Here is an 18,178-nt window from a genome sequence, read left to right as displayed (position 1 = left end):
ACCCGGCGGGCCTTTTATTTCTGCATCTTCCCCACCAGCCACTGGGCAAACTCGCGCATTGCGGGCGTTTCTGTCCGTGACTGTAGCCTTGTGAGCCAGTAGCTGCCGAGGTCAATCTGCGTTGCAAACGGCTGCACGATGCGCTCGCTGCTGAGTAAATGGGTAAACATGTCGACAGGCGCAATGGCAATCCCTGTGCCTGCCTGCGCGGCTTCCAGCATGGTCACGGACGAATCAAACACCATCACCCGGTGCGTCGGTGAGGGAGGATGTTCACCCGCTGCCTGCATCCACGCAGCCCACTCGTCGCGCCGGTAGGAGCGCAGCAGGGTAAACTTCAGGATATCTGCCGGGCTTTTGAGAACTGAGGCTATGTCAGGCGTACAGAGCGGAGACAGCGGCGCAGGGCAAAGGAATTCAGCATCGGTTCCATGCCACGCGCCGCCACCGTAGCGAATGGCGTAATCAAGCCCTTCAGCCGCCGGGTCGACGCGATTGTTATGGGTGGAAAGCTGAAGATCAATATGCGGATAGCAGCGGCGAAAGTCCGCAAGCAGCGAGAATAAAACTCCCGTGGCAAAAGTCCCTACCACACCTATTTTGAGCTTCTCCTGAGCGCGCTGGCTGGCAAAACGATCCAGCATTCCGGCGATGCGATCGAACGAGTCATTCAGCACCGGCAGCAAATTCTCGCCTTCGGTGGTCAACATCAGCCCTCGCGAAACGCGGACAAACAGCTGGCAATTAAGATGCTGCTCCAGCGCCTTTACGTGCTGGCTAATTGCGGAATGGGTGACGTTCAGCTCGATAGCGGCATGCGTAAAACTGAGATGCCTGGCGGCTGCTTCAAACGCCCGCAGGGAATTAAGAGGCAGATAGCTGCGAGTCATGGTCTCGTCCGTTAGAAAAATTAACAGCTAATGCTAAATTTAACCGTTTGTCAGCCATAGTCAAATCCAACAGACTACAGCGGTCTGACGGGCCCGGACACTCCCTTGAACTGCTATTACGGAAGATAACTGATGATGACTAAATCCCTTTGCTGCGCCCTGCTGCTCAGCACCTCCTGCTCGGTATTGGCTGCCCCGATGTCAGAAAAACAGCTGGCTGAGGTGGTGGAACGTACCGTTACGCCGCTGATGAAAGCGCAGGCCATTCCGGGTATGGCGGTGGCGGTGATTTATCAGGGTCAGCCGCACTACTTTACCTTCGGTAAAGCCGATGTTGCGGCGAACAAACCTGTCACCCCACAAACCTTATTCGAGCTGGGTTCTATAAGTAAAACCTTCACCGGCGTACTCGGCGGCGATGCCATTGCTCGCGGTGAAATATCGCTGGGCGATCCGGTGACAAAATACTGGCCTGAGCTGACAGGCAAGCAGTGGCAGGGGATCCGCATGCTGGATCTGGCAACCTATACCGCAGGTGGTTTGCCGTTACAGGTACCGGATGAGGTCACGGATAACGCCTCTCTGCTGCGCTTTTATCAAAACTGGCAGCCGCAGTGGAAGCCGGGCACCACGCGTCTTTATGCCAACGCCAGCATCGGTCTTTTTGGCGCGCTGGCGGTCAAACCTTCCGGCATGAGCTATGAGCAGGCCATAACGATGCGGGTCTTTAAGCCGCTCAAGCTGGACCATACATGGATTAACGTTCCGAAAGCGGAAGAGGCGCATTACGCCTGGGGATACCGCGACGGTAAAGCGGTACACGTTTCGCCAGGAATGCTGGACGCTGAAGCCTATGGCGTAAAAACCAACGTGAAGGATATGGCAAGCTGGGTGATGGTCAACATGAAGCCGGACTCGCTTGAGGATAGTTCACTCAGGAAAGGCATTACCCTGGCGCAGTCTCGCTACTGGCGCGTGGGTGCCATGTATCAGGGGTTAGGCTGGGAAATGCTTAACTGGCCGGTCGATGCCAAAACCGTGGTTGAAGGTAGCGACAATAAGGTGGCGCTGGCACCGTTGCCTGCGAGAGAAGTGAATCCACCGGCGCCCCCGGTCAACGCATCCTGGGTCCATAAAACAGGCTCTACCGGCGGGTTTGGCAGCTACGTGGCATTTATTCCCGAAAAGCAGCTCGGCATTGTGATGCTGGCGAATAAAAGCTATCCGAACCCGGCACGCGTTGAGGCGGCATACCGTATCCTCGACGCGCTGCAGTAAAACATTGCCGGGTGGCGGCTTTGCCTAACCCGGCCTACAAAATTCACGGGGCGACCACCCGGCGAAACACACCGCACAAAAACCACATTTTCCTTGCCGTCATCTACACTTAACAAAAAACAGTAAGGAAACTCCTATGCGCATTCTGCCTGTTATCGCCGCGGTGACAGCCGCGTTTTTAGTGGTTGCCTGCAGTTCCCCTACCCCACCTCCAGGCGTTACCGTCGTCTCGCCTTTTGATGCACAACGCTTCCTTGGAACATGGTATGAAATCGCGCGCCTCGACCATCGGTTTGAGCAGGGCTTAGAGAAGGTCACTGCGAATTACAGCCCGATGGATGATGGCGGTATTCAGGTGATCAACCGGGGCTATAATCCCGATCGGGAGATGTGGCAGCAGTCGATTGGGAAAGCGTACTTCACGGGCGACCCGCGACGGGCCGCGCTCAAAGTCTCTTTCTTCGGCCCGTTTTATGGCGGCTATAACGTGATCGCGCTCGACAGAGAGTACCGTCACGCGCTGGTCTGCGGGCCGGATCGCGACTATTTGTGGATACTTTCCCGCACGCCAACTATTTCGTCAGAAATGAAACAGCAGATGCTGGACGTCGCGACCCGACAAGGGTTTGATGTGTCAAAACTCATCTGGGTAAAACAGCCCCATTAATGGGTGCTGAGCTTCAGCCCAACGATGCCGGCCACAATCAAGGCGAGGCTGGCGATACGCGCCAGACTCGCTGACTCTCCCAGCAGCAGAATGCCGGTGATGGCGGCCCCTACCGCACCAATGCCCGTCCAGACTGCATAAGCCGTTCCCACAGGCAGCGAGCGCATCGCCCAGGATAACAGGACAATACTCACGATCATCGCGGTGACGGTAATGACGCTGGGCGTCAGGCGGGTAAATCCGTGGGTGTACTTGAGACCAATTGCCCATACCACTTCGAGCAGGCCAGCAATAAAAAGAATGATCCAGGACATTTCAGGCTCCTTAACTTAATTCAAGTTGGGGCCGTCCCCGGTGAAAGAAACGCTTACGGGTCGTCCCGTAAGGCAGAGATTACGCCCCATATTGTGGTTAGCGTGCTATTTTTTTTCAATCATTTTTTGCTGAACACGTTAAGGCAAGAAATAGCCGCAGTATGGCGCGTAGTTCCGGCATTTAGCACTCATCCGACTTCTCTATGATGATGTGCTTTCTGATGGCAGGAAGCCAAACCACTAGCCGACTGCGAATAAAATATGTTCAAAATTCTTTTGATTGACCGTTGTCACTTCACCCGCACGGGGTTTGAAGCATGGCTCAATCATTCCGGTTTGTTCCCGGGACACTACGTTGTGACCGGGCTAAATAATCTGTTCCTTGCCAGGGAGCACATTCTGCAATGGAAACCCACGCTGGTCATCGCCGACCTGTACGGCTTCAGGCAGGATATTCATCATTTTCAGCAGCTCTCGTCCTTGCTTAACGCCAGTGAACGATTACCGTTTATTATGCTGCAATCGGGAGAGGACCGCGGTATGACCGACTGGCTCGGACAGTTCCCGGTTTGGTCGTCGCTGTTGAAAAACGCCAGTCTCGAAGAAGTGGCAACGACTATCAACGACGCATTAAACTCGCGCGCCAGCGCTGAAAGGCCAACGGCAGCCGCCCCCTTGCTGACCCGGCAGGAAGAGAAAGTGCTGACATTGTGGATGGACGGGGCAAGCAATCAAAAAATTGCCGCTCACCTGAGTATCAATGGAAAAACGGTCTATACCTACAAACGCAATATCCGCATGAAACTGCATATGGATACGCGTTTTTCTCCGTTCTTATCCCTGCAGGAATCAGAAAGCTGACGGTACGAAACCCGCTGGTCTCGTACCGTATGTTAATTACTGCTGAGCTTTAGTTGCCGCACCAGAGATTGCGCTACCACCTTCAGAAATATCCTGACCGACGCCACGCGTGGTATTACAGGCCGTTAACACTGAAGAAAGTACCAGGACTGAAAAGATCGCTGCAATTGTCTTCTTAACCATAATATCTTCCTTTTATAGCCAAAGTTGTTTTGTGTATAGCAACTTAAGAATAGACAAGATCCCGCCGGTTGACGGAAAAGGAAGCATTTTTAGGAAAATTAGACGAACTTAGCTGGCGGCGTGAGAAATGATATGACCGAGATCCTGGATATCTTGTCCCATCCCACGGGTGGTGTTACAGCCGGAAAGCAATGCGCTGGAAAGCGCTAACAGAAGCAGAATTTTAACGGTACGTTTCATCATCCCTGCCTGCAAAAATCAGGCGCAGCGGGCGCTGCGCCTTCAATCATGACGTAAATTACTTCACGCGGGATACGTATTCGCCGGAGCGGGTATCCACTTTGATCACTTCGCCAGTCTGTACGAACAGTGGAACTTTAACCACTGCGCCGGTAGACAGTTTGGCTGGTTTACCACCGGTACCTGCGGTATCACCTTTCAGACCTGGATCGGTTTCAACGATTTCCAGTTCAACGAAGTTTGGTGGGGTCACAGCGATAGGCTGGCCGTTCCACAGGGTCACGATGCACTCAGCCTGATCCAGCAGCCATTTAGCGCTATCACCTACCGCTTTCTCATCAGCAGACAGCTGTTCGAAAGTGGAGTTGTTCATGAAATGATAGAACTCACCGTCGTTGTACAGATAGGTCAGGTTCATATCAACAACATCAGCGCCTTCAGCGGAGTCAGTAGACTTGAAGGTTTTCTCAACACGGGTACCGGTCAGCAGACGGCGCAGCTTAACGCGTGCGAATGCCTGGCCTTTACCTGGTTTAACGAATTCGCTGGCTTCAACCGCGTACGGTTCGCCGTCCATCATGATTTTAAGACCAGCACGAAAATCGTTGCTATAGTACGTTGCCATAAGGCCCTCTAAATTTGTTAACTGGTAGCTAAGCCACAAAATGGCGCATATTGTAACCCTAAACACCCCGTCCAGAGAAGATTGGTTATCGCAACTTGCCGATGTAATCACCAGTCCTGATGAATTGCTGCGTCTTTTAGACCTCGATCAGCACCCAGAGTTGCTTGCAGGCCGCGAGGCAAAGCGCCTTTTCGCCCTGCGCGTTCCCCGTGCGTTTGTGGTGCGAATGGAGAAAGGCAACCCCGACGATCCGCTATTAAAACAAACACTTACTTCGCAGGATGAGTTTGTCACCGCGCCGGGATACAGCACCGATCCGCTGGAAGAGCAGAACAGCGTGGTGCCGGGTTTACTGCACAAGTATCTCAACCGCGCCCTGCTGCTGGTAAAAGGCGGTTGCGCGGTAAATTGTCGTTATTGCTTCCGTCGGCACTTCCCCTATGCCGAAAACCAGGGCAATAAACGCAACTGGCAGGTCGCGCTGGACTATATCGCCGCCCATCCTGAGCTGGATGAGATTATTTTTTCCGGCGGTGACCCGCTGATGGCAAAAGATCATGAGCTCGACTGGCTGCTGACCCAGCTTGAAGCCATTCCGCACGTTAAGCGCCTGCGTATTCACAGCCGTTTACCGATTGTCATTCCGGCACGTGTCACTGACGGCCTGGTGTCACGCCTGGAGCAGTCAAGATTGCAGGTGCTGCTGGTGAACCATATCAACCACGCGAACGAAATTGACGATGACTTTCGCGCGGCGATGGCGCGTCTGCGTAAAGCGGGCGTGACGCTGCTGAACCAGAGCGTGCTGCTGCGCGACGTGAACGACAGCGCCCGTGTGCTGGCTGACCTGAGCAATGCCCTTTTTGATGCGGGCGTGATGCCCTATTACCTGCACGTGCTGGATCGCGTTCAGGGCGCGGCCCATTTCATGGTGACGGATGAAGAAGCCCGGCAGATTATGCGCGAACTGTTAACGCTGGTTTCAGGCTATATGGTGCCGAAGCTGGCACGCGAGATTGGCGGAGAGCCGAGCAAGACGCCGCTGGATTTGCAGCTGCGGCAGTGCTAGTTTCCCCGCACCCTAACCCTCTCCCACAGGGAGAGGGAAAAAGGCCATCAGTTCGGGCACTTGTAGACCTGGCCGTTCATCTGGCTGGCGGTCGGCACAAAGCTGGACAGCATACTCTGCGTTGGGCTGCTCACGCCGTAAATCACGTTACCGCCCATTGCCGCAGCCTGGTTACGCAGGGCATTCGCCGCACCGCGCATTGAGCCACCTTCCTCGCCATGCTGACCTGACATCCAGTTACTTTGCTCACCGGTAGCCGTGCCTAACAGCTGGCATTCACTGCCAGGCTTATCTTCCACAAAGCGAACACCCTGGCCCGCTGCCGACAGCTCATTGCTGGAGCTACAACCCGCCAGCAGCAATGCTGCCCCTACAATCCCTGCACAGACTTTTACGCGCATGTTATTCCTCGTTTTCAATAAGCTGGACAGTAGTTGTCCGTGTGTAAATCTTATACCTAAAAGATGACCAAAAGAAAAACCCCCGAGCATTTCTGCCCGGGGGTTTTTCACATTCTACGACGTAGAACGCACGATTACATCATGCCGCCCATACCGCCCATGCCGCCCATGCCAGCAGCACCTAAGTCTGGTGCATCGCCTTTAGGCATATCGGTGACCATGCACTCGGTGGTGATCATCAGGCCAGCGACAGATGCCGCGTACTGCAGAGCAGAACGGGTCACTTTCGTTGGATCCAGGATACCGAAGTCGATCATGTTGCCGTATTCTTCAGTTGCTGCGTTGTAACCGTAGTTACCTTCGCCCGCTTTCACGTTGTTCGCAACCACAGATGGCTCTTCACCGGCGTTAGAAACGATCTGACGCAGAGGAGCTTCCATTGCGCGCAGCGCAACTTTGATACCCACGTTCTGATCTTCGTTCTGTGCGGTCAGGCCTGCCAGTTTAGCGGCAACACGCACCAGCGCAACACCACCACCAGCAACCACGCCTTCTTCTACCGCAGCACGGGTCGCGTGCAGAGCATCGTCAACGCGTGCTTTTTTCTCTTTCATTTCAACTTCGGTCGCTGCACCGACTTTGATAACCGCAACGCCGCCAGCCAGTTTCGCTACGCGCTCCTGCAGTTTTTCACGGTCGTAATCGGAAGTCGCTTCTTCGATCTGCTTACGGATCTGACCCACGCGGCCCTGAATAGCGGCTTCTTCACCCACACCGTCGATGATGGTGGTGGTGTCTTTGTTGATCACAACGCGTTTCGCCTGGCCCAGGTCTTCCAGGGTCGCTTTTTCCAGCTCCATACCGATCTCTTCAGAGATCACGGTACCGCCGGTCAGGGTAGCGATATCCTGCAGCATCGCTTTACGGCGATCGCCGAAGCCAGGTGCTTTAACCGCAGCCACTTTCACGATGCCGCGCATGGTGTTAACCACCAGGGTCGCCAGCGCTTCGCCTTCAACGTCTTCAGCGATGATAACCAGAGGCTTGCCTGCTTTCGCAACGGCTTCCAGTACTGGCAGCATTTCGCGGATGTTGGAGATTTTCTTGTCAGCCAGCAGGATGAACGGGCTTTCCAGCTCAACAGCGCCAGTCTCTGGCTTGTTGATGAAGTATGGGGACAGGTAACCGCGGTCGAACTGCATACCTTCAACCACATCCAGTTCGTCTTCCAGACCGGTACCATCTTCAACGGTGATCACGCCTTCTTTACCGACTTTGTCCATCGCTTCAGCGATCAGTTTACCTACGGTTTCGTCGGAGTTAGCGGAGATAGTACCAACCTGAGCAATGGCTTTAGAGTCAGAGCACGGTACGGACAGCGCTTTCAGCTCTTCAACAGCGGAGGCGACAGCTTTGTCGATACCACGTTTCAGATCCATTGGGTTCATGCCCGCAGCAACGGCTTTCAGACCTTCGGTGATGATTGCCTGCGCCAGTACGGTCGCGGTAGTGGTGCCGTCACCTGCAGCGTCGTTCGCTTTAGAGGCAACTTCTTTCACCATCTGCGCGCCCATGTTTTCGAACTTGTCTTCCAGCTCAATTTCACGTGCTACAGAAACACCATCTTTGGTGATGGTTGGCGCGCCGAAGGATTTATCCAGCACTACGTTGCGGCCTTTCGGGCCCAGAGTCACTTTAACTGCATCTGCCAGTACGTTTACGCCGCGGAGCATTTTTACACGAGCGTCGTTACCGAATTTTACGTCTTTAGCTGCCATGTTCTTATTTCCTCAAATTCTCGTGCGTAAATTACGCTTCAACAATTGCCAGAATGTCGCTCTCGGACATGATCAACACTTCTTCATTGTCGATCTTCTCGGATTTCACGCCGTAGCCATCGTTGAAAATTACGATGTCACCAACTTTAACGTCCAGTGGCTGCACAGTTCCGTTTTCCAGGATGCGGCCCTTACCGACAGCGATGATTTCGCCACGCGTTGATTTGGCTGCTGCAGAACCGGTCAGAACGATGCCGCCAGCAGACTTGGTTTCAACTTCTTTACGTTTGACGATCACACGATCATGTAACGGACGAATACTCATTGATAGCTCTCCTTTGAGAAAGTCATTATCAGTTATGGATGACGCCGGCCCGCATGCGGTTTTCCGACTAGTGCCCTGAGAGATGGGGATAGCTTTTTCCCCCTTCAAGGGGGAGTCGAAAAAAAAATTTGCGAAAGTGTTACCATCGCCTCTCTTTTGGTACTGGCAGGGCGATGTGAATGAGTGGACTCAAGCAGGAGCTGGGGCTGGCGCAGGGCGTCGGACTGCTCTCAACCTCCTTGTTAGGTACGGGCGTGTTTGCCGTACCCGCACTGGCGGCGCTGGTGGCTGGAAATAACAGCCTGTGGGCGTGGCCGGCGCTGATTGTATTGGTTTTCCCGATAGCCATTGTGTTTGCCATCCTGGGGCGGCATTTCCCCAGCGCGGGCGGCGTGGCGCACTTTGTCGGACTGGCCTTTGGCCCGCGGCTGCAGCGTGTTACCGGCTGGCTGTTTCTCTCCGTCATTCCGGTTGGCCTTCCTGCGGCGTTGCATATTGCGACCGGCTTTGGTCAGGCGCTATTTGGCTGGCATAACGAGCAGTTATTGCTGGCCGAGCTGGGTACGCTGGCGATCGTCTGGTGGGTGGGCTCTCGCGGCGCCAGCTCCAGCGCCAACCTGCAGACGCTGGTTGCGGTGCTGATTGTCGCGCTCATTGTCGCAATATGGTGGGCGGGCGATATCACAATCAAGGAAATTCCCTTCCCGGCACTGACCGACGTCGACCATTCCCAGCTTTTCGCCGCGCTCTCCGTCATGTTCTGGTGTTTTGTCGGCCTGGAAGCCTTTGCCCATCTGGCCTCTGAATTTAAGCAGCCTGAACGCGATTTCCCCCGCGCGCTGATGATAGGCCTGCTGCTTGCTGGCACGGTCTATTGGGCGTGTACCGTGCTGGTCTTACACTTCCACGCGTTCGGAGCGGATCTCGCCGCCGCGGCATCGCTGCCGGGTATCGTGGTGGAACTGTTCGGCGTGAAGGCGCTATGGATCGCCTGTGTCATCGGCTATCTCGCCTGTTTTGCCAGCCTCAATATTTATATCCAGAGCTTTGCCCGGCTGGTGTGGTCGCAGGCGCTCGACAAACCTGAGAATCGCCTCGCACGCCTGTCTAAACGCCAGCTTCCGCTGAATGCTCTGAATGCCGTACTGGGCTGCTGCGTGGTGAGCACGCTGTGTATTTACGCACTGAAGATCAATCTGGACGCGCTGATCGTCTACGCCAACGGCATTTTCATCATGATCTACCTGCTGTGCATGCTGGCGGGATGTTGTTTGCTGAAAGGTCGCTATAAAGCTCTGGCGGTCGTCGGGGGTTTGCTTTGCCTGCTGTTGCTGGCGATGGTGGGATGGAAGAGTCTGTACGCGATTGTCATGCTGGCAGGGCTATGGGTGTTTTTGCCGAAGCGCGGTGCGCTCCCGGAGGCCCGGTAGGCGAAGCGCCACCGGGCAACAAAATCACCGATCGTCTTTATGATCTAAACGGTCGTGCTGTTCATCCTTACGCTGATACTCCCCTTCAAAGGTATCGCCCGGCCCGGTGCTGAACCCGCCCCCCGGCATACGGCTAAAGCGCAGATGCGGCAGCAGCTTCATGGTCAGGTGTTTTTGCACCGGCGGCAGAAGCAGCAGAAGGCCAAGGAAGTCAGTGAAGAACCCCGGCAGGATCAGCAGCAGCCCCGCAATAATCAACGACACGCTTTTGATCATCTCTTCCGCCGGGCTTTCCCCTGCAGCCATCTTCTGCTGCATTATCAGGAAATTTTTGAAACCCTGATTGCGCACCAGCGACATGCCGATGACGGAGGTGAAAATCACCAGAATCAGCGTCAGCAGGACGCCCAGCACATGGGCTACCTGGATGAAAATGGAAATCTCAATGTAAACATAGAGAAAGAAAGCAATAAACGGTATCCAGCGCACTGGCATCTCCTGTGTGGCAGAGGCCATCGGGCCCCTGTCTGAATGTGTTCGCGACGCGCGTTTGTATGAAATGGTGACGGTTAGCGAAAATTCAATCAGTTTGCACGGATATTTTTTTTGGAAATTATAAAGCGGTGACCCATTTCACAGATTAATAATTATCATGGAATCGGCTCGATAATAAGTGATCCAGCTTACGGCAATTCGCTATCATCAGCATATGATCTCGAACATCTGGCTGATTGAGGGAATAATCGTCGGCCAGAAAATATTCAAAACCACATAAATACTGTGTGTTTAGTACAATCCATCGGCAGCTTGAAAAGAAGGTTCACATGTTAAACAACATTCGTATCGAAGAAGACTTGTTGGGTACCAGGGAAGTTCCAGCGGATGCCTACTACGGTGTCCACACTCTGAGAGCGATTGAAAACTTCTACATCAGCAACAGCAAAATCAGCGACATCCCTGAGTTTGTCCGTGGCATGGTGATGGTGAAGAAAGCCGCAGCACTGGCCAACAAAGAGCTGCAAACCATTCCTAAAAGCGCGGCAAATGCGATTATCGCAGCCTGCGATGAAGTGCTGAACAACGGCAAATGCATGGACCAGTTCCCGGTTGACGTCTATCAGGGCGGCGCGGGCACCTCCGTCAACATGAATACCAACGAAGTACTGGCAAACATTGGCCTGGAGCTGATGGGTCACCAGAAAGGTGAATACCAGTACCTGAACCCGAACGACCACGTAAACAAATGCCAGTCTACCAACGACGCCTACCCTACCGGCTTCCGTATCGCGGTGTATGCCTCTGTGGTGAAACTGGTGGATGCGATCAACCAGCTGGGTGATGGCTTCCAGCGTAAAGCGGTTGAGTTCCAGGACATCCTGAAAATGGGTCGTACCCAGCTGCAGGACGCGGTGCCGATGACGCTCGGCCAGGAATTCCACGCGTTTAACGTACTGCTGAACGAAGAGACCAAAAACCTGCTGCGCACCTCCGAGCTGCTGCTGGAAGTGAACCTGGGCGCCACCGCCATCGGTACGCGTCTGAACACCCCGGATGGCTATCAGCAGCTGGCGGTACAGAAGCTGGCTGAAGTCTCTAACCTGCCGGTTGTGCCTGCAGAAGACCTGATTGAAGCCACCTCCGACTGCGGCGCCTACGTCATGGTACACAGCGCCCTGAAACGTCTGGCGGTAAAACTGTCCAAAATCTGTAACGACCTGCGCCTGCTCTCTTCCGGTCCGCGCGCTGGCCTGAATGAAATCAACCTGCCAGAGCTGCAGGCCGGTTCATCCATCATGCCAGCCAAGGTGAACCCGGTAGTGCCAGAAGTGGTGAACCAGGTTTGCTTCAAAGTCATCGGTAACGATACGACCGTGACCATGGCCTCGGAAGCGGGTCAGCTGCAGCTGAACGTGATGGAGCCAGTGATTGGTCAGGCGATGTTTGAATCTATCCACATCCTGACGAACGCCTGCTACAACCTGCTGGAAAAATGCATTAACGGCATCACGGCGAATAAAGAAGTCTGTGAGGGTTATGTCTATAACTCCATCGGGATCGTCACCTACCTCAACCCGTTCATCGGTCACCACAACGGTGATATCGTCGGTAAGATTTGCGCCGAAACCGGTAAGAGCGTACGTGAAGTGGTGCTGGAGCGCGGGCTGTTGACCGAAGCTGAGCTGGACGATATCTTCTCGGCCCAGAACCTGATGCACCCGGCATATAAAGCAAAACGATATACCGATGAAAGCGAACAGTAACCGTTCAGGCTAGGCTTCTTAAGGCACGTCACTTGTGACGTGCCTTTTTTCTTTTTAGGCGTTACCAAAATACAACAATTCAATATCAACTTGTTAATAAGCAAGGCAGGTCCTTATGTTTGGAGCAGAACTCGTCATCGTCTTGTTGGCGATTTATTTGGGAGCAAGACTCGGGGGTATCGGCATTGGTTTTGCCGGCGGTCTCGGGGTGCTCGTTCTTACCCTTATCTTTCAGATTAAACCCGGCGCAATCCCGTTCGACGTTATCGAAATCATCATGGCAGTTATTGCCGCTATCGCCGCCATGCAGGTGGCAGGCGGTATGGACTACCTGGTAAGCCTGGCGGAGCGTATGCTGCGCCGCCATCCAAAATACATTACCTTCCTTGCCCCGCTGGTGACCTGGTTTATGACCATTCTCGCCGGTACGGGCCACACCGCCTTCTCTACGCTGCCGGTGATTACCGAAGTGGCGAAAGAGCAGGGTATCCGTCCGTCTCGTCCGCTCTCTATTGCCGTCGTCGCGTCCCAGATTGCGATTACCGCCTCGCCGATTTCCGCTGCGGTGGTCTTCTTCGCCGGTATTCTGGAGCCGATGGGCGTGAGCTACCTGACGCTGCTGGCGATCTGTATCCCGGTGACGCTGATCGCGGTGATGATTACTGCCGTGCTGTGTAACTTCCTCGGCGCCGAACTGAAAGACGATCCGGTTTACCAGGAACGCCTCGCCAAGGGTGAAGTGAGACTGCGCGGCAGTCAGGTCTTCGAGCTGAAGCCGCACGCAAAGCGCTCCGTGCTGCTGTTCCTGATCGGTATTGTCGCGGTGATGTTCTACGCGACCGCCATCAGCGACACCGTGGGCCTGATCCAGAACCCTGTCCTGCCGCGTAACGAAGCGATTGTAGTGTTTATGCTGACCATCGCGACGCTGATTAGCATCACCTGTAAAATCGACACCAGCGAAGTGCTGAACGCCAGCACCTTTAAATCAGGTATGAGCGCCTGCGTATGCGTATTGGGCGTGGCGTGGCTCGGTGATACCTTCGTGAAAGCGCACATCAGCGACATTCAGACCGTCGCTGGCGACCTGCTGCACAACTACCCGTGGCTGCTGGCGGTGGTGCTGTTCTTTGCCGCTACCCTGCTTTACTCCCAGGCGGCGACCACCAAAGCGCTGATGCCTGCGGCACTGATGCTGGGCGTGACGCCACTGACGGCGATTGCCTCTTTCGCGGCGGTTTCTGCCCTGTTCGTTCTGCCAACTTACCCAACCCTGCTGGCGGCGGTGGAGATGGACGACACCGGCTCAACCCGTATCGGTAAGTATGTGTTTAACCACGCGTTCCTGATCCCGGGCGTGGTCGCCATTTCACTTTGCGTGATCCTCGGCTTTATCATTGGCGGCGTGGTGCTGTAAACGGTGAGTGGTTGTAAAAATAGTTAAAATCGGGCCGCACTGCGGCCCGTTTCATTAATGACCAACCGCCTTGCGTGATATAGTGAAGCCTTTCGTGATGAGGAGGTCGACTTGTGAACACGCCTGATGCTGTTGTCGTACTGTGTACCGCCCCTGATGAAGCCTCTGCCCAGGATCTCGCCGCCAAAGTGCTGGCCGAAAAACTGGCCGCCTGCGTGACGCTCCTCCCCGGTGCCACCTCCCTTTATTACTGGGAAGGCAAGCTGGAGCAAGAGTACGAAGTCCAGATGTTGCTCAAAACCAATCTGGCGAATCAGCAGGCTCTCCTGGACTGCCTCAAATCTCATCATCCTTACCAAACCCCGGAGCTGCTGGTATTGCCAGTGGTCCACGGCGATAACGACTATCTCTCATGGCTCAACGCTTCCTTACGCTGATCCTGCTGCTGTGCAGCACGTCAGCTTTTGCCGGGTTGTTTGACGCGCCCGGCCGTTCGAACTTTATTCCTGCCGACCAGGCGTTTGTTTTCGATTTTCAGCAGAACCAGCACGATCTGACGCTCACCTGGCAGGTGAAAGAGGGCTATTACCTCTATCGCAAGCAGGTGAGCATTACCCCTGCCCAGGCAAACGTGGCCGCATTACAATTACCCGCTGGCGAATGGCACGAGGACGAGTTCTACGGTAAGAGTGAAATCTACCGCCAGCGCCTGAGCGTGCCCGTTACGGTGAATCAGGCCGATAAAGGCGCGACGCTGACGGTGACCTACCAGGGATGCGCGGACGCGGGATTCTGCTATCCACCGGAAACGAAAGTCGTGCCGCTCAGCGAAGTGAAAGCGTCTGCTGCTGTAACGCCGGTCCCCTCGGTTGAGAAAACCAACGACAGCGCTGACCTTCCGTTCTCAGCGCTGTGGGCGTTACTGATTGGTATCGGCATTGCCTTTACGCCGTGCGTGTTGCCGATGTATCCGCTCATCTCCGGCATCGTGCTGGGCGGCAAACAGCGTCTTTCTACCGCCCGCGCGCTGCTGCTGGCTTTTATATACGTGCAGGGAATGGCGCTAACCTACACAGCCCTTGGCCTTGTGGTTGCCGCTGCCGGGTTACAGTTCCAGGCGGCACTCCAGCACCCTTATGTTCTCATTGGCCTGTCAGCGGTGTTTATCCTGTTGGCGCTGTCAATGTTTGGCCTGTTCACGCTACAGCTGCCCTCTTCGCTGCAAACGCGCTTAACACTGATGAGCAACCGTCAGCAGGGCGGCTCCGCAGGCGGCGTGTTCGCGATGGGTGCCATTGCCGGGCTGATTTGCTCTCCCTGCACTACCGCACCGCTGAGCGCTATCCTGCTGTACATCGCCCAGAGCGGTAACATGTGGCTCGGCGGGGGTACGCTGTACCTCTACGCGCTCGGCATGGGTCTGCCGCTGATTCTGGTCACGGTTTTCGGCAATCGACTTCTGCCGAAGAGCGGCCCGTGGATGGAGACGGTGAAAACCGCATTTGGTTTTGTCATCCTCGCGCTGCCGGTGTTCCTTCTTGAGCGTATCATCGGCGACGCCTGGGGTCTGCGCCTGTGGGCGATGCTCGGCGTAGCATTCTTTGCCTGGGCGTTTATCGTCAGCCTGGGGGCGAAGAAGCCATGGATGCGCCTGGTGCAAATCCTGCTGCTGGCTGCCGCGCTGGTGAGCGTACGCCCTCTGCAGGACTGGGCGTTCGGCACACCGGTGAGTCAGACCCAGGCGCATCTGCACTTTACCCAGATAAAAAACGTGGATGAACTTAACAGCGCACTGGCAGAGGCGAAAGGCAAACCGGTGATGCTCGATCTCTATGCCGACTGGTGTGTCGCCTGCAAAGAGTTTGAAAAATATACTTTTAGCGACCCACAGGTGCAAAGCGCCCTGAAAGAGACCGTTTTGCTCCAGGCTAACGTGACCGCCAATAATGCGCAGGATAAGGCTCTGCTGAAGCAGCTTAACGTACTCGGGCTGCCAACCATTCTGTTCTTCAATCAACAGGGACATGAGCAGCCAGAACAGCGTGTAACCGGGTTTATGGATGCTGCGGCATTTAGCGCGCATTTGCGCAATCGCCAACCGTAAACAACACTTTAAGCGGGACAAACCGTTGGGAATAGCGGAGGAGATAACCGTGCAACGTGAAGACGTACTGGGACAAGCCCTGCAACTACTTGAGATTCAAGGGATCGCCAGCACTACGCTTGAGATGGTAGCCGACCGTATCGATTATCCCCTGGATGAACTTAAGCGCTTCTGGCCAGATAAAGAGGCGCTACTCTATGACGCCCTGCGCTATCTCAGCCAGCAGGTTGATATCTGGCGCAGACAACTGATGCTGAATGAAGAACTGACCGCGGAGCAAAAGCTGCTGGCGCGCTATACCGCCCTGACGGAATGCGTCAGCAACAACCGCTACCCGGGTTGTCTGTTCATCGCCGCCTGCACTTATTTTCCTGACCCTGGCCATCCTATTCACCAGTTGGCGGATCAGCAAAAACGGGCGGCGCATGACTTTACCCACGAGCTGCTGACCACGCTGGAAGTCGATGACCCTGCGATGGTGGCTAAACAGATGGAGCTGGTGCTGGAAGGTTGCCTCAGCCGCATGCTGGTGAACCGTAGCCAGGCCGATGTGGATACGGCGCACCGCCTGGCGGAAGATATTCTACGCTTTGCCCAATGCAGAATGGGTGGAGCGCTGACCTAAGCCAGCATGCCCGCCCAGGCGGAGACGAGCAGACACAGCGCCATCAGGCGCTGAAACCGCACCATCGCCACGGTGGTGCGAAAAATTCGGTTCACCGCTTTACCCAACCACGCCCAGCACATCAAACAGGCTATCGAGATCAGCAGAAACCATAGCGCCATTAGCGCAATATCCCGCAATGCATGATCGCCAGTTGGGGCAAACAGGCTGACGACGGCCAGCGCCATCATCCAGGTTTTGGGGTTCACAACCTGCAGCAGCGCCGCCGCCCGAGCGGTGAATCGAATACGGTTCTCAGCGGAGAGACGGGCAGCCGGGGCGCGAAACAGCTGCCAGCTCAACCAGCTTAGCCACAGCACGCCTGTCCAGCTCATTATCTGACGTATCAGAGGATACTGACGCAGCACTTCCCCTGCGCCCGTGCCTGATACCAGCACAATCGCACTGGCCGCGATACATCCGCCCAAAATAGCAGGTACGGTATTTTTTACGCCAAAGTGCTGGCTGTTCGTCAGCACGAGAATATTGGTCGGCCCCGGCGTAATGGAGGCGACAAATGCGAACAACAGAAAGGGTATCAAACTCACGGGTGGCTCCTTTTTATTAGAGCCATGAATGTGCCGTTATTTTTTGGAAACGTCTGGAAGGTTTGTGCACAACCGTCGGTAGTGTGCAGGAGAGATACGGTAAGCACGCTGAAACCAACGTCCCAGATGGCTTTGATCGGCAAAACCCACTGTTCCAGCCACATCAGCGGGCTGGTCGCCACGCGCCAGCAGCTGTCGGGCCTTTGCCAGACGCAGCTGAATAAGCCATGCGTGTGGCGCCAGGTTGAACTCGCGCTTAAAACAGCGCGTCAGGGTAAAGCGATCCGTGCCCGTCTCGCGCGCAAGGTCTGACAGCCCTACGTTCTCGCCGATATGAGCAAAGAGATAGTCGCGCGCACGGTGCGCCACGGCAGCGCTTTGTAACTGCGACGGCAGTTTTTTACGCCAGTGGCAGTGGGCGGTGATCCGGGAGAGCAGATTATCCATTGTGCTCTGCTGAACGATTTTCATCTCGTCATTATGCAGGGTGGAAAATGTCTCACCGATAGCACGCACCAGCTGCGGCTCCCGCGTCAACGTTTGGGCAAAGTGGAGTGAATAACTCCCGGGAGTAGATTCGTAAAGCCCTTGTAGCGCACGGGTAAGCCAGCGCTCATCCAGATAGAAGGTCAAATAGGTAAAGCCGCCCTCTACAGGCGCATCACCGTCGTGGATCTCGCCAGGTTCGAGGAGAAATGCGTCGCCCGGCTGGCTACGATGACGCTCACGGCGGCAGTGAAACTGCTGCATGCCGGAGAGGGTTATCCCTACCAGATAGCTATCGTGCCAGTGCGGATCAAAGGCATGCCCTTCGAAATGCGCTTTAATCGTCTCAATACCCGTATCTGCATGCTGACGCAGTTCAAGCCAGTCATTCGCCATACTGTCCTCCTCTTGCTATCAGCATTGCCGTATTACGCTGGTTGTGTCTGGAAGATTTGTGCATTTTCACGGCGAAAGCGGACAGATTGCCGCAAACTTAAGCAGTTGAACAGCTTTTCCCGAAATAATGTTGACGATCGAGCGTGATTGCGGTTTAATGCGCTCCGTTGCCCGGATAGCTCAGTCGGTAGAGCAGGGGATTGAAAATCCCCGTGTCCTTGGTTCGATTCCGAGTCCGGGC

At 55.0% G+C, this 18,178-nt stretch carries 21 protein-coding genes and 1 tRNA gene; 11 read left to right on the top strand and 11 right to left on the bottom strand.

Annotated features, from left to right (window positions below):
- Positions 1-14 precede the first annotated feature (14 nt).
- Complete coding sequence (gene ampR, locus AC27FC_RS22865) at positions 15-890, bottom strand: LysR family transcriptional regulator AmpR (protein WP_032662396.1); 876 nt, start codon at positions 888-890, stop codon at positions 15-17.
- Between the two features lie 132 nt (positions 891-1,022).
- Between ampR and blaACT the strand changes: the two genes are divergently transcribed.
- Both blaACT and AC27FC_RS22855 read left to right on the top strand, forming a co-directional pair.
- Positions 1,023-2,168, top strand: a complete 1,146-nt coding sequence (blaACT, locus tag AC27FC_RS22860) for an ACT family cephalosporin-hydrolyzing class C beta-lactamase (protein WP_196354816.1) — start codon at positions 1,023-1,025, stop codon at positions 2,166-2,168.
- Positions 2,169-2,304: 136 nt separating this feature from the next.
- A complete protein-coding gene (locus AC27FC_RS22855; protein ID WP_023310119.1) occupies positions 2,305-2,835 on the top strand; it encodes a lipocalin family protein in 531 nt (176 codons plus the stop codon).
- Here the strand turns inward: AC27FC_RS22855 and sugE are convergent.
- A complete protein-coding gene (gene sugE / locus AC27FC_RS22850) occupies positions 2,832-3,149 on the bottom strand; it encodes a quaternary ammonium compound efflux SMR transporter SugE (RefSeq protein ID WP_008502938.1) in 318 nt (105 codons plus the stop codon). The genes AC27FC_RS22855 and sugE overlap by 4 nt on opposite strands.
- A 261-nt stretch (positions 3,150-3,410) precedes the next feature.
- Between sugE and AC27FC_RS22845 the strand changes: the two genes are divergently transcribed.
- Positions 3,411-4,010, top strand: coding sequence for a helix-turn-helix transcriptional regulator (locus AC27FC_RS22845; protein ID WP_033144453.1), 600 nt, complete (start codon positions 3,411-3,413; stop codon positions 4,008-4,010).
- Positions 4,011-4,046: 36 nt separating this feature from the next.
- Here AC27FC_RS22845 and ecnB read toward each other — a convergent pair whose 3' ends face one another.
- The 3 genes from ecnB to efp all read right to left on the bottom strand — a co-directional run bounded on the left by ecnB (position 4,047) and on the right by efp (position 5,058).
- Positions 4,047-4,193 (bottom strand): lipoprotein toxin entericidin B, encoded by a 147-nt coding sequence (gene ecnB, locus AC27FC_RS22840; protein WP_003025482.1) that lies wholly within the window; start codon positions 4,191-4,193, stop codon positions 4,047-4,049.
- 108 nt (positions 4,194-4,301) lie between these two features.
- Positions 4,302-4,433 carry an entericidin A/B family lipoprotein gene (locus tag AC27FC_RS22835; RefSeq protein ID WP_024907352.1) on the bottom strand — a complete coding sequence of 44 codons (132 nt, stop codon included), beginning with the start codon at positions 4,431-4,433 and terminating at the stop codon, positions 4,302-4,304.
- Positions 4,434-4,491: 58 nt separating this feature from the next.
- Positions 4,492-5,058: an elongation factor P gene (gene efp / locus AC27FC_RS22830; RefSeq protein ID WP_010427766.1), complete on the bottom strand. Its 567-nt coding sequence runs from the start codon at positions 5,056-5,058 to the stop codon at positions 4,492-4,494.
- Between the two features lie 40 nt (positions 5,059-5,098).
- Here efp and epmB point away from each other — a divergent pair, with 40 nt between their 5' ends.
- Positions 5,099-6,127, top strand: coding sequence for an EF-P beta-lysylation protein EpmB (epmB, locus tag AC27FC_RS22825; protein ID WP_196354815.1), 1,029 nt, complete (start codon positions 5,099-5,101; stop codon positions 6,125-6,127).
- A gap of 47 nt (positions 6,128-6,174) precedes the next feature.
- Here the strand turns inward: epmB and AC27FC_RS22820 are convergent, their stop codons facing one another.
- The 3 genes from AC27FC_RS22820 to AC27FC_RS22810 all read right to left on the bottom strand — a co-directional run bounded on the left by AC27FC_RS22820 (position 6,175) and on the right by AC27FC_RS22810 (position 8,631).
- Complete coding sequence (locus AC27FC_RS22820; RefSeq protein WP_023310115.1) at positions 6,175-6,528, bottom strand: DUF4156 domain-containing protein; 354 nt, start codon at positions 6,526-6,528, stop codon at positions 6,175-6,177.
- Between the two features lie 134 nt (positions 6,529-6,662).
- A complete protein-coding gene (groL, locus tag AC27FC_RS22815) occupies positions 6,663-8,306 on the bottom strand; it encodes a chaperonin GroEL (RefSeq protein ID WP_014882201.1) in 1,644 nt (547 codons plus the stop codon).
- A 31-nt stretch (positions 8,307-8,337) separates the two neighbouring features.
- Entirely contained in the window at positions 8,338-8,631 is a 294-nt protein-coding gene (locus AC27FC_RS22810) for a co-chaperone GroES (RefSeq protein WP_003855929.1), read from the bottom strand.
- Positions 8,632-8,810: 179 nt separating this feature from the next.
- Here AC27FC_RS22810 and yjeH point away from each other — a divergent pair, with 179 nt between their 5' ends.
- Positions 8,811-10,061: an L-methionine/branched-chain amino acid transporter gene (yjeH, locus tag AC27FC_RS22805; protein WP_196354814.1), complete on the top strand. Its 1,251-nt coding sequence runs from the start codon at positions 8,811-8,813 to the stop codon at positions 10,059-10,061.
- Positions 10,062-10,085: 24 nt separating this feature from the next.
- Here yjeH and AC27FC_RS22800 read toward each other — a convergent pair whose 3' ends face one another.
- A complete protein-coding gene (locus AC27FC_RS22800; RefSeq protein ID WP_023616652.1) occupies positions 10,086-10,550 on the bottom strand; it encodes an FxsA family protein in 465 nt (154 codons plus the stop codon).
- A gap of 335 nt (positions 10,551-10,885) precedes the next feature.
- On the opposite strand from AC27FC_RS22800, the gene aspA reads away from it, so the two are divergent.
- The 5 genes from aspA to AC27FC_RS22775 all read left to right on the top strand — a co-directional run bounded on the left by aspA (position 10,886) and on the right by AC27FC_RS22775 (position 16,468).
- Positions 10,886-12,322 carry an aspartate ammonia-lyase gene (gene aspA, locus AC27FC_RS22795; protein WP_003855923.1) on the top strand — a complete coding sequence of 479 codons (1,437 nt, stop codon included), beginning with the start codon at positions 10,886-10,888 and terminating at the stop codon, positions 12,320-12,322.
- 115 nt (positions 12,323-12,437) lie between these two features.
- On the top strand, positions 12,438-13,739 hold the full coding sequence (locus AC27FC_RS22790) for an anaerobic C4-dicarboxylate transporter (RefSeq protein WP_023334226.1): 1,302 nt from the start codon (positions 12,438-12,440) through the stop codon (positions 13,737-13,739).
- 113 nt (positions 13,740-13,852) lie between these two features.
- Positions 13,853-14,176 carry a divalent cation tolerance protein CutA gene (gene cutA, locus AC27FC_RS22785; protein WP_014168278.1) on the top strand — a complete coding sequence of 108 codons (324 nt, stop codon included), beginning with the start codon at positions 13,853-13,855 and terminating at the stop codon, positions 14,174-14,176.
- On the top strand, positions 14,152-15,843 hold the full coding sequence (locus AC27FC_RS22780) for a protein-disulfide reductase DsbD (RefSeq protein ID WP_094935117.1): 1,692 nt from the start codon (positions 14,152-14,154) through the stop codon (positions 15,841-15,843). The genes cutA and AC27FC_RS22780 overlap by 25 nt, the downstream gene beginning before the upstream one ends.
- 49 nt (positions 15,844-15,892) lie before the next feature.
- On the top strand, positions 15,893-16,468 hold the full coding sequence (locus tag AC27FC_RS22775) for a transcriptional regulator (protein WP_032643754.1): 576 nt from the start codon (positions 15,893-15,895) through the stop codon (positions 16,466-16,468).
- Here AC27FC_RS22775 and AC27FC_RS22770 read toward each other — a convergent pair.
- Positions 16,465-17,055, bottom strand: a complete 591-nt coding sequence (locus AC27FC_RS22770) for a LysE family translocator (protein ID WP_094935116.1) — start codon at positions 17,053-17,055, stop codon at positions 16,465-16,467. The two genes, AC27FC_RS22775 and AC27FC_RS22770, sit on opposite strands and share 4 nt — an antisense overlap.
- A gap of 36 nt (positions 17,056-17,091) precedes the next feature.
- The gene (locus AC27FC_RS22765) at positions 17,092-17,937 is read right to left on the bottom strand and encodes an AraC family transcriptional regulator (protein WP_094935115.1); all 846 of its coding nucleotides are present in this window, start codon (positions 17,935-17,937) and stop codon (positions 17,092-17,094) included.
- 169 nt (positions 17,938-18,106) lie between these two features.
- Between AC27FC_RS22765 and AC27FC_RS22760 the strand changes: the two genes are divergently transcribed.
- A tRNA-Phe gene (locus tag AC27FC_RS22760) sits at positions 18,107-18,178 on the top strand.

The sequence above is a fragment of the Enterobacter sp. C3_dUdeg genome, from assembly GCF_057536195.1.
This window is presented reverse-complemented; position numbering and strand designations above follow the sequence as displayed.

Excerpts from the sequence above, each read along its gene's own strand:
- aspA (WP_003855923.1), top strand. The coding sequence starts at position 10,886 with ATGTTAAACAACATTCGTATCGAAGAAGACTTGTTGGGTACCAGGGAA.
- AC27FC_RS22780 (WP_094935117.1), top strand. The coding sequence starts at position 14,152 with ATGGCTCAACGCTTCCTTACGCTGATCCTGCTGCTGTGCAGCACGTCA.
- AC27FC_RS22820 (WP_023310115.1), bottom strand. The coding sequence starts at position 6,528 with ATGCGCGTAAAAGTCTGTGCAGGGATTGTAGGGGCAGCATTGCTGCTG.
- groL (WP_014882201.1), bottom strand. The coding sequence starts at position 8,306 with ATGGCAGCTAAAGACGTAAAATTCGGTAACGACGCTCGTGTAAAAATG.
- ampR (WP_032662396.1), bottom strand. The coding sequence starts at position 890 with ATGACTCGCAGCTATCTGCCTCTTAATTCCCTGCGGGCGTTTGAAGCA.
- AC27FC_RS22810 (WP_003855929.1), bottom strand. The coding sequence starts at position 8,631 with ATGAGTATTCGTCCGTTACATGATCGTGTGATCGTCAAACGTAAAGAA.
- AC27FC_RS22835 (WP_024907352.1), bottom strand. The coding sequence starts at position 4,433 with ATGAAACGTACCGTTAAAATTCTGCTTCTGTTAGCGCTTTCCAGCGCA.
- sugE (WP_008502938.1), bottom strand. The coding sequence starts at position 3,149 with ATGTCCTGGATCATTCTTTTTATTGCTGGCCTGCTCGAAGTGGTATGG.
- ecnB (WP_003025482.1), bottom strand. The coding sequence starts at position 4,193 with ATGGTTAAGAAGACAATTGCAGCGATCTTTTCAGTCCTGGTACTTTCT.
- yjeH (WP_196354814.1), top strand. The coding sequence starts at position 8,811 with ATGAGTGGACTCAAGCAGGAGCTGGGGCTGGCGCAGGGCGTCGGACTG.
- epmB (WP_196354815.1), top strand. The coding sequence starts at position 5,099 with ATGGCGCATATTGTAACCCTAAACACCCCGTCCAGAGAAGATTGGTTA.
- AC27FC_RS22855 (WP_023310119.1), top strand. The coding sequence starts at position 2,305 with ATGCGCATTCTGCCTGTTATCGCCGCGGTGACAGCCGCGTTTTTAGTG.
- AC27FC_RS22765 (WP_094935115.1), bottom strand. The coding sequence starts at position 17,937 with ATGGCGAATGACTGGCTTGAACTGCGTCAGCATGCAGATACGGGTATT.
- AC27FC_RS22790 (WP_023334226.1), top strand. The coding sequence starts at position 12,438 with ATGTTTGGAGCAGAACTCGTCATCGTCTTGTTGGCGATTTATTTGGGA.
- efp (WP_010427766.1), bottom strand. The coding sequence starts at position 5,058 with ATGGCAACGTACTATAGCAACGATTTTCGTGCTGGTCTTAAAATCATG.
- AC27FC_RS22845 (WP_033144453.1), top strand. The coding sequence starts at position 3,411 with ATGTTCAAAATTCTTTTGATTGACCGTTGTCACTTCACCCGCACGGGG.
- blaACT (WP_196354816.1), top strand. The coding sequence starts at position 1,023 with ATGATGACTAAATCCCTTTGCTGCGCCCTGCTGCTCAGCACCTCCTGC.